The 10,000-nt window shown below is 35.8% G+C and carries 7 protein-coding genes and 3 rRNA genes (2 of these 10 cut by a window edge); 4 read left to right on the forward strand and 6 right to left on the reverse strand.

Annotated features, from left to right (window positions below):
* Positions 1 to 881, forward strand: a 23S ribosomal RNA gene (locus tag MHH42_RS01550); it begins 2,041 nt to the left of the window's first position.
* A gap of 49 nt (positions 882 to 930) precedes the next feature.
* Positions 931 to 1,046: ribosomal RNA gene (rrf, locus tag MHH42_RS01555) — 5S ribosomal RNA — on the forward strand.
* Between the two features lie 14 nt (positions 1,047 to 1,060).
* On the opposite strand, the gene MHH42_RS01560 is transcribed toward rrf, so the two are convergent.
* From MHH42_RS01560 to MHH42_RS01575, 4 genes are all read right to left on the reverse strand, one after another.
* Complete coding sequence (locus MHH42_RS01560; protein WP_097855319.1) at positions 1,061 to 2,137, reverse strand: glycosyltransferase WbsX family protein; 1,077 nt, start codon at positions 2,135 to 2,137, stop codon at positions 1,061 to 1,063.
* Between the two features lie 162 nt (positions 2,138 to 2,299).
* Positions 2,300 to 3,172, reverse strand: a complete 873-nt coding sequence (locus MHH42_RS01565) for a class I SAM-dependent methyltransferase (protein ID WP_001058697.1) — start codon at positions 3,170 to 3,172, stop codon at positions 2,300 to 2,302.
* 37 nt (positions 3,173 to 3,209) lie between these two features.
* The gene (locus tag MHH42_RS01570; protein ID WP_000389968.1) at positions 3,210 to 3,923 is read right to left on the reverse strand and encodes a class I SAM-dependent methyltransferase; all 714 of its coding nucleotides are present in this window, start codon (positions 3,921 to 3,923) and stop codon (positions 3,210 to 3,212) included.
* Positions 3,924 to 4,139: 216 nt separating this feature from the next.
* Entirely contained in the window at positions 4,140 to 4,934 is a 795-nt protein-coding gene (locus MHH42_RS01575) for a sulfotransferase family 2 domain-containing protein (RefSeq protein WP_000790068.1), read from the reverse strand.
* A gap of 317 nt (positions 4,935 to 5,251) precedes the next feature.
* On the opposite strand from MHH42_RS01575, the gene MHH42_RS01580 reads away from it, so the two are divergent.
* A complete protein-coding gene (locus tag MHH42_RS01580; RefSeq protein WP_001230836.1) occupies positions 5,252 to 6,196 on the forward strand; it encodes an NAD-dependent epimerase/dehydratase family protein in 945 nt (314 codons plus the stop codon).
* A gap of 38 nt (positions 6,197 to 6,234) precedes the next feature.
* Here the strand turns inward: MHH42_RS01580 and MHH42_RS01585 are convergent, their stop codons facing one another.
* The gene (locus MHH42_RS01585; RefSeq protein ID WP_016107408.1) at positions 6,235 to 7,011 is read right to left on the reverse strand and encodes a class I SAM-dependent methyltransferase; all 777 of its coding nucleotides are present in this window, start codon (positions 7,009 to 7,011) and stop codon (positions 6,235 to 6,237) included.
* Between the two features lie 64 nt (positions 7,012 to 7,075).
* Positions 7,076 to 9,007 carry a glycosyltransferase gene (locus MHH42_RS01590; RefSeq protein WP_340892744.1) on the reverse strand — a complete coding sequence of 644 codons (1,932 nt, stop codon included), beginning with the start codon at positions 9,005 to 9,007 and terminating at the stop codon, positions 7,076 to 7,078.
* 533 nt (positions 9,008 to 9,540) lie between these two features.
* On the opposite strand from MHH42_RS01590, the gene MHH42_RS01595 reads away from it, so the two are divergent.
* Positions 9,541 to 10,000, forward strand: a 16S ribosomal RNA gene (locus MHH42_RS01595) (it continues 1,092 nt past the right edge of the window).

Below are 10,000 nucleotides of genomic sequence, written 5' to 3' on the forward strand. Positions count from 1 at the left end.
TAGTACCTGTGAAGATGCAGGTTACCCGCGACAGGACGGAAAGACCCCGTGGAGCTTTACTGTAGCCTGATATTGAATTTTGGTACAGTTTGTACAGGATAGGCGGGAGCCATTGAAACCGGAGCGCTAGCTTCGGTGGAGGCGCTGGTGGGATACCGCCCTGACTGTATTGAAATTCTAACCTACGGGTCTTATCGACCCGGGAGACAGTGTCAGGTGGGCAGTTTGACTGGGGCGGTCGCCTCCTAAAGTGTAACGGAGGCGCCCAAAGGTTCCCTCAGAATGGTTGGAAATCATTCGTAGAGTGCAAAGGCATAAGGGAGCTTGACTGCGAGACCTACAAGTCGAGCAGGGACGAAAGTCGGGCTTAGTGATCCGGTGGTTCCGCATGGAAGGGCCATCGCTCAACGGATAAAAGCTACCCCGGGGATAACAGGCTTATCTCCCCCAAGAGTCCACATCGACGGGGAGGTTTGGCACCTCGATGTCGGCTCATCGCATCCTGGGGCTGTAGTCGGTCCCAAGGGTTGGGCTGTTCGCCCATTAAAGCGGTACGCGAGCTGGGTTCAGAACGTCGTGAGACAGTTCGGTCCCTATCCGTCGTGGGCGTAGGAAATTTGAGAGGAGCTGTCCTTAGTACGAGAGGACCGGGATGGACGCACCGCTGGTGTACCAGTTGTTCTGCCAAGGGCATAGCTGGGTAGCTATGTGCGGAAGGGATAAGTGCTGAAAGCATCTAAGCATGAAGCCCCCCTCAAGATGAGATTTCCCATAGCGTAAGCTAGTAAGATCCCTGAAAGATGATCAGGTTGATAGGTTCGAGGTGGAAGCATGGTGACATGTGGAGCTGACGAATACTAATAGATCGAGGACTTAACCATATAATATGAAGCAAATGTTATCTAGTTTTGAAGGAATATGCCTTCATAGTTTGGTGATGATGGCAGAGAGGTCACACCCGTTCCCATACCGAACACGGAAGTTAAGCTCTCTAGCGCCGATGGTAGTTGGGACCTTGTCCCTGTGAGAGTAGGACGTCGCCAAGCAAGCTTAAGACGAGTCAGGATGACTCGTCTTTTTTGTATGCTTTCATACCTCTATCGATTGCCTTTTTAACCGCTTCTAAATAGGAAAATCCATATTTTTGATCTGGTTCTAAGTAGGTTCCTTCTGCCCATTCGTTCCACGCATTGATAAATAAAAACTCACTGTTATAAAGAGAGTAAGTACGATGAATTTGCTTACTTAAATAGATTGCGAACTTTTCAGGAGTAGAACCTATAAAAATACTGCTATTTGAATTTTTGCGTCGTGCAGTGTTATCCCAATCAACGAAAGCTCCAGGGAATGTTTTTTTCTTTGGAGGAGATCGTTTTAATATATACATCCATACTTTATCGTAGTCCCAAGCATTTAATTGCATACCAGACTCATATATTGTTTTATTTATGTCTGAAGAGCTATCATGGGCAATTGTATAAAATGGTTCAAACTGAATGCTAGCATCGAACCCATTTATATCAGGGAGTGGAAAACTGTTTAATGTTTCTGTAAAGTATATACCTTTTAAACCGTTTTCTCGTGCTAATGCATTCCAATAATTAAGCATTTTTTCACAATCAGGAATATGTCCCGGGCGATAAATAATGAATAGAGGTTTATCATCTATACGAATATATCTTTTATCTTGGAACGCTTGTAATAAATATTCAAAGTGCTCTTTCCAATCTGATACATCTCCATAATCTTGAGGCATTAATATATGTTTATCAAGACCATCCCAAGATTTTGTCCATGGCTCATTTGCCCAAGAAAGGCAAAATGGAAAATCTGGTTCCCCTATCTTAAGTACCTCATTAAAAGGTGTTTCTAATAGCCTCTTACCTTTAAACCAGTAGTGATAATAACAAAAACCATATATACCGTATGCTTTCGCGATTTCTGCTTGCCATTTTCTTACTGATGGGGTAGTTAAGTCATAATAAAAATCTTGATAAGGTTCCCTAGGTTGATAATGTCCTGAAAATAAAGGTTGTGCATTTTTAGTATTCGTCCATTCAGTAAAACCTTTACCCCACCAGCGATCATTTTCTTTTATTTGATGGAATTGTGGTAAGTAAAAAGCGATTATTTTCAAGTTATATCCCCCTTATGTTCTTCGAAGTTCAAGTGGTGGGAAGTTACTTTTGATTTTGTGGAGCAAGTTTAAAACGAGAGTCTTGGGTGCTCTCATATATATGTCTGAAATAAAAAGTATCATTCATCATGAAATTAAGCGGATTACTATGAACGAAAGAAGTTAATCTTTCTGGAGAACAAATAGGGCCTGTGGTAACCGGTTTACATCATCAAAAAAATCCCGCAGTTTTAGATACTTCTCATAATGCTTTTTAATATAGGTCATAGGTATAACAGTTTCTCCATAAAAGCTGCTATCTCTAACATCTCCTGCACCAGTAGGACTGTGTACAAAATTCCCATGTTCATAATCCGAGATAGCGCGATGTATATCTGGAAAAGCCTGAGATAAAGTTTTATGCCATCCTGTTTGAATTAATTCAGGGTGTTCCTTGAATTGTTGACAAAAATCGAGAAAATATCGTGCCTGTGTTGTTGCGATGAAGATTCCACCTGGACGCAGAATTCTTGAAAATTCTTTTATCCAATTTTCTGCAGTTTCTTCGGATAAATGTGAGAATACAGAATAAGCGAATATGATGTCTAATGAATTGTCACGAATAAATTCTACAGGAGGTTGTGGGCTTGCGGTTTTATATATCCCTCTTCCTAATGTTTCATTGCAAAGAGTAATCATGAAGGGGTCTACATCAATCCCAAGCAGATTTTCATCCCGAACATCTTTGAACAAGAAGCGTATAATTCGTCCCCAACCGCAACCAAAGTCTAAAACTTTACTTTCTTTATTCAAGGGAACCCCTAAATTTTGAGCGTATGTTTTTATATGACTATAAAACAAATATGCTTCATATAGGGCGTGTTCATAGGAAGCACCTACAAATTGTTTTTGGATTTCTTCAGGGGGGAACATAGGTACGGGTACACCGTTTATTGTTGTTTCTGAGCAACTTTGTATAAATAGATTTAGAAGTTCAACGTCAGATAATGGACTAACAAGGTTATCAAAATCACTTCCTAACTTAAAATTATTCATTTGTTAAACCTCCAAATTACATAATGATAAAATTTATTTACGATTTTTTTGTACTAATAAAAACATGCAAAAATTCAGCATCTAACCCTAATGATCTATCCTTTTGTAAATAAACAGTAGTATACATATTTGCCTGTGTGTAAATATATTCAATCATATCTAGCCCCCAATCAAATGTTACTAAAGACCCATTCTCATCGATAGGGTTTCCATGATAAATGGGCTCTTCAATATGCTCAATTACTTCTTTATTCACTCTTGCTCTTTGCACAGTCTTTGTGAGTGTATGATACCAAGGGACAGTAAATACATGAGCACCACCAGGTTTTAATACTCGTTCTATTTCTTTAAATGCCTTGTTTGGCGTCATGACATGTTCAAAAACATCTTGAGTAATGAATAAATCAAAAGATTCACTGGGGAAGGTCATGTCTTCTAAATTTTCACATCTAATTCCTTGAAAGTATTGGCCGAGAGGATAGTTTTTAAAGTATTGAGAATATGTATAGTTTTTACAGTTTTTTATTAGTAGCTGAGTTGTAATTCCTCCAGGAGAGGATTCGTGGATATTATAGGAATTCCATTTTGGAAAAAATGTATTTAAAACATGGATTAAAGCTCGCTGCCTTGGTATAGATTGGCATGTAGAACATAAGTAATGATCTCTAAGCCAATCATTATGTTCTATAAATGTAGTTTCCTTCTCGCAAATAACGCAGTACCCAGTATTGTGTTTCAAATTGTCTTCCACATGACATCACTCCTGTTTTAAATGCAATGTATTGATGGATAGTATGACACACTTCAACAATCAAAGGAATCAAAGAGAGTGGCTGAAAATTAGGAAACTCATACAAGTACGATTGATAGAAGGGGATAACCAGCTGAGGGATAATCTCGCGCGAATTACAGTGTCAATTTATGCTATGCGAGACATTCGCTTTTATTCATTGAAGAATGTATAGACTTAAAATATCCCTTTCTTGTATGGATACATTTCAAAGTCCTGTGCATATATTTCTGTAACTAAATCCATAGTTTCTTTATCGTAAAAGCTTTTATATGTTGGAAATCGGGGGAAGGCTTCATCTGTAATGCTAAGTTCTGCATAGCTGCCTTCATACATCATCTTATGAGTGCGATGATGATCTGAATTCGTAAGTATGGCTAGGTCGGACTTAATTAAACCGTATTCGTCTTCTATTTTGGGGATTTGCTTATTAAAATCTTCTAAAGGTATGTAGCGTTGGATGAAGGCTTCTTCCCCCTGAACATATTGCTGACTAAAATGTATATCCATTACTAGGGAGTTGGGACCAAGTGCTTGAACGTAATATAAAAATTGTTTAAATGATATTCCTTCATTACTATATTTGTCATTATAAAAACATTTTCGGATACTTTCCCATTGTGGGCTAGCATATGGATTGTCAGCAAGTAATAGAAATGAGCTAACGGCCCTTGTATAGGGATTTCGTACGAGTTTACAAACATCTTTTTTCCCTTTTAGAAGAACATTTTGTAACTCAGGTATGTAATTTTCTTTGTTTTTGTATACCCAGAACTCATAGTAATGAATAAAGTCATTGTATTTCTTTGCTTCAGTATATAATCCAATTTGAAAAAAGAACCAATTAGCTAATGCGGTGCATCCGCTTCTATGACTCCAAAATAGTATAAGGGGAAAGTCTTTATGGAAGTGTGGAATTCGATCTTTATGTAGAATTACATGGTTTAAAAGTTTTTGATTTATATTTTTCATGAGTTCTGTACTCCTTTTTCGAGAGTTTTGTGTATGTAGAAGCATCTTTAAATGGAATACACGAGTGGAAATATAGGAAGAGAAGGTTGATTTTTTATTAATAAACTATATTCATGGGGGTGAGTAAATATTATAAGTGTTTTTTCGGACATTTTAGATAAGATAGTGATTCTAAAATGAAAATATAAAATAAAGATAATGAAAATGTATAAGGGGCATACAATTACAAGAGTATGAATAATAACAATGATCGAGTTCATGTATTTGCATTTCTAGGTGTGAAGAGTAAAAAATTTGCTTACTAGAGAGAGGATATTATGAGGAAGAATAATTATTTAATAGTAGGTGGAAATAGTTTCATTGGTATTAACCTCACGTTAGGTTTATTAGAACAGGGACAAAATGTAAAAGTATTTTCCAGGCATATAAATAATTTCCCTCGAAATATTATAAATGAAGTTGAATTTATTAAAGGTGATTTAGAAAATGTTGAAGATATATATAAAGCTTTAGTGAATGTGGATATTATTATTTATTTAGCTGCGACGTCTAATGTAGCAACTTCCATCGAAGATATTTTTGGGGATATTAACAGTAGCCTTTTTTTTCTTAATTTCATGGAAAGTGTTAAAGATTTTCGTATTAAAAAAATTGTATTAGCATCTTCAGGGGGTACAGTTTATGGGGAACCTGAATATTTGCCTATTGATGAGAAGCATCCGTTGAAACCACTTTCTCCATATGGAATCACAAAAGTTTCGCTTGAGAATTATTTGTATTTTTATAAGCGAAACTACGGCATCGACTATGTTGTATGTAGATACTCTAATCCATATGGGAAATATCAAAATCCTTTAAAGAAAGTTGGGGCAATAAATTGTTTTTTGTACCAACATCTTAGTAATGAAAGGATTAATATATACGGGAATCCACAAGAGATTATTAGAGATTATATTTATATCGATGATTTAGTTGAAATTACTATACAACTATCACAATTAAATCGATTGAAATCTTGTGTATATAATATAGGAAGTGGCAAAGGTCTTTCTTTAAAACGAATTATAGTGGAATTGGAGAAAATAACAGAAAGAAAAGTAGACTTTATCTGTTATAAACCAAAACAAGAAAATGTTCAAAAAATCATTTTAAATATAGATAAGGTGAGACAAGAATTTAATTGGGAACCTAAAATAGATTTCAAAAGTGGAATTAGATTAAATAAGTTATGGATTGAAGAGTTCTTATATAGTAAAAAATAATAAACCATGCTCTACTTATATAAGCAGAGCATGGTTTATTATTTTACTTCTTTTTTTATTACCCAAAGATCTTGATGATCCCACCAAAACCCTTCAGTGTATTTTTTAATGATAGGGTTATAGGGTAATAACTTAATTTTGTCACACACGTAAGAGGGGCTAACTATCGTTTGGCCATATTGGTTAACATCTAAATCGAATTGTTCACTAGAAGGAAGGAACCAATAGCCTTGTTCATTTAAATTTGGAAATCCAAAGTATTTTTTACTTTGATACCCATGGGTGGTGAAAATGAATAAACCACCAGGTGAAACAGCACTATACAATGTTTGAAGCCAACGAAACCAAGTTGTATCAGGCATATGAGAAAAAAAGGATAAACAAAAAACAATATCGTACGTAGAAGTTTCCAATTTTAAATGTTCAGGTTCAGGATGAGATAATATAGAAGAATGATTTAATGTGTTTTCAATAAAAGTAATAGCTTCTTCATGTATATCACAAGCAGTTATACTCAAGTTTGCTTGTAGATTTAATAAATGGCGTGTTACGCAGCCATATCCAGATGCAAATTCTAATAATTTAATTGGATTGTCTGCAGGAGGATAAAAGGAAGTAATTAAGTCTAAGAGTATTTGTGCTGATTTTTGTCCATCTTTAAAATAATAATCTATCGCTTCTTTTTTAGAAGGAAAGACTGGATTAGTGACAAGGAACTGAAAAATGTGATCCTCAGGATGGATATTTGCGTTTACATTGTAGTTGTTTGCGATTTGAGAAATTAAGTTTTTATTTTCCTCTATAAATGCTTTCAAAGAGTATTCCCCCTAAATAATAGTAGCGTCTTATAAAAATGCGGATAGTAAATAAAGTTCAAGGTTAAATGTTCAAGTATGTTTTTAGGTATTTTCTATATGTATACATCTTCATTTTAGAAATATCGTCGATAGTAAAGTTCTTTTTAATGAAATTCTGCATTTGTACAACTTCATTATAATGAGAATATGAATCTTCTGTTTTCGTTACACTATTTGTATGTCGTCTATGATAGTTTAGGGACTTTGGATTAAAGTGAATATGTCCCTCTTGCAGGATGGAAACATAGAAAAACCAATCACCAGCAATTTTAAATTTTGCTAGTTGTTTTTCTGTGTTTTTTATATCTATGTTTTTAAACACTACACTTGAGACATTAGGTATAGTGTTTTTAATAAGTAACGTATCTTGTATTTCATCTATGCCTTTTCGAAAATAGGGGGTTTTCCATTTTTCTTTATCGATATCATTTGTGTAATTTAAATAATGATCAGCTATTACATTTCCTTGTTCGTCTATTTGTTTTGATTGTGTGTAGCTTAAGGTAACCTTGTTATTTATATGAAATCCATGTATCACCTCTTGTAAAAATGTCTTCTCACATAAGTCATCTGATTCTGCGATCCAAATATAATCACCGGTTGCTGCGGAGACTCCTTTTATCCATTGTTTAAATACAGAACCAGAGTTTTTTTCGTTAATAATTTGTTGAACTTTCAGATGAGGCTTATTTTCTTTTGAGAGCAGCTTTTCAAATGTTGATACGCTATTGTCAGTAGAGGCGTCGTCTAGGAAAATTAGTTCGTAAAGGGGGTAGGTTTGGTTTAATATTGATCTGACTCGGTCAGGTAAGTAGTGTTCATAATTATAGTTTGGTACAATTACACTTATTTTTTTGTAATTATGTTCGAGAAGCGCTAATAATTGATAAATGTAATTAAGAAAATTAAAGTTTTTTTCAATGAGCTCTTGGCCAAAGCTCCCCTTTTGTAAGCGTAACTCTTCATCTCCAATAAGTTCATATATTCTTTCGACCATTTTTGGTAAGTTTAAAAAGTCTACTAAGGCACCGGTTTTTTCTGTAACAACATCCTCAAAACCTCCAGCGTTTTTAAAACCTATAACAGGAACCTTTGTATCTAATGCTTCTAAAACAACATTTGGAAAAGGGTCTTCCCTTGAGGTTAATAAATATAAATCAGCCCCGGCATTATATAAACCGATATCTGGAGTAGGATCAACTAATGTGAAATGTGCTTTATATCTTGGTGATAGAGTATCCATAAGGTGAACATCTGTTCTCCCTACCCAAATAAAATGAATATTAGTATGAACCTTTCTTACTGAGTAAGCAATAAATGAGAATAAATCTATTCCTTTTCGATAATCGGCGAAACCTACACCTAAAATAATTTTACTATCTAGAGGCAGGTTGAGTTTTTTGCGTAATTCATTTCTAGCCACTGTAATATTATTCTTATAAGGATTGTGGTTAAATAAACCTTGAGGGAGAATGTGACATTTTTGATGATCTAATTGCGTGATTGTAAGGAATTTTTCATATACGTATTGTGAAGGGAAGACAATTTTGTAAGCAGATTCAGCGATGTTTCTAGCTTTTCCTTCGGCAGAGTACTGTTGTATTAAATGCGGTAATTCATGTATTAACGAAATAACTTTTATATTGTGCCTAGCTAGTAATGCAACCATATCACCACTTATGACCGTACTGCATATGGCAATGGTATAGTCTTGTGATAATAAAGTCTTTATTAATAATTCGACCGTTTCTTCCGTGGGGTAGTCTTCCTCTAAGCAATAAACAGGACCATATTTTTGAAAATCGGGGATTAAAATGCCTGATCCAATAGAAATAATTGCGACGGAGTAATCGAAGTTTTCTTTAAGAGCTTTAATAGTATGTAAAGAAAGCAGCTGTGCTCCGTGGAAATGGGCATCATGGGATACATAAATGATTTTCTTATTAACATGCATTTCATAACGCCTCCTAAGTTTATTAGATTTCTTTACTTTTCTATCGACTTAGTAAAGGAAAAGAAGATAAGGAAGTATTTTATTTATAATCCCCCTAGAGATAAGCGAGAGGGGAAAATGGTAATCTTAGCTCGGGTGCACTACTACCCTTAATATATATTTACTTAGCCTGACATTCATTCTTTAGAAAAGTATTAGTATTAAGCTAAAGGTTATAAATTGCCGATTATTAATTTGACTAAAGGAGTTTTAGAATCTCTAGGGATGGATTAGAAATTAAGAGGTTTATAATTTATAAAATAAAAAACATAAAAGGTATTGACGATTAAGGGTTAGAAGTGTAATATAGAACAAGTCGCCGATGCAATAACGCAGAAAACGACAAACGAAACAAAAAACTTAGTTGACATTGAAACATGAAGATGTTAACATAAGGGAGTCGCAAATGAGCGACCAAGTAGTTCTTTGAAAACTGAACGAAACAAACAACGTGAAACGTCAATTTTTATTTTTAGATGCTAGACAAACTAACTTTATTGGAGAGTTTGATCCTGGCTCAGGATGAACGCTGGCGGCGTGCCTAATACATGCAAGTCGAGCGAATGGATTGAGAGCTTGCTCTCAAGAAGTTAGCGGCGGACGGGTGAGTAACACGTGGGTAACCTGCCCATAAGACTGGGATAACTCCGGGAAACCGGGGCTAATACCGGATAACATTTTGAACTGCATGGTTCGAAATTGAAAGGCGGCTTCGGCTGTCACTTATGGATGGACCCGCGTCGCATTAGCTAGTTGGTGAGGTAACGGCTCACCAAGGCAACGATGCGTAGCCGACCTGAGAGGGTGATCGGCCACACTGGGACTGAGACACGGCCCAGACTCCTACGGGAGGCAGCAGTAGGGAATCTTCCGCAATGGACGAAAGTCTGACGGAGCAACGCCGCGTGAGTGATGAAGGCTTTCGGGTCGTAAAACTCTGTTGTTAGGGAAGAA

Origin of the sequence: Bacillus sp. FSL L8-0099 (genome assembly GCF_038006385.1) — a bacterium.
Classification (GTDB): domain Bacteria; phylum Bacillota; class Bacilli; order Bacillales; family Bacillaceae_G; genus Bacillus_A; species Bacillus_A toyonensis.

Bases quoted from the DNA above. Each gene is read 5' to 3' on its own strand.
- MHH42_RS01590 (WP_340892744.1), bottom strand. From the start codon at position 9,007: ATGCATGTTAATAAGAAAATCATTTATGTATCCCATGATGCCCATTTC.
- MHH42_RS01565 (WP_001058697.1), bottom strand. From the start codon at position 3,172: ATGAATAATTTTAAGTTAGGAAGTGATTTTGATAACCTTGTTAGTCCA.
- MHH42_RS01580 (WP_001230836.1), top strand. From the start codon at position 5,252: ATGAGGAAGAATAATTATTTAATAGTAGGTGGAAATAGTTTCATTGGT.
- MHH42_RS01575 (WP_000790068.1), bottom strand. From the start codon at position 4,934: ATGAAAAATATAAATCAAAAACTTTTAAACCATGTAATTCTACATAAA.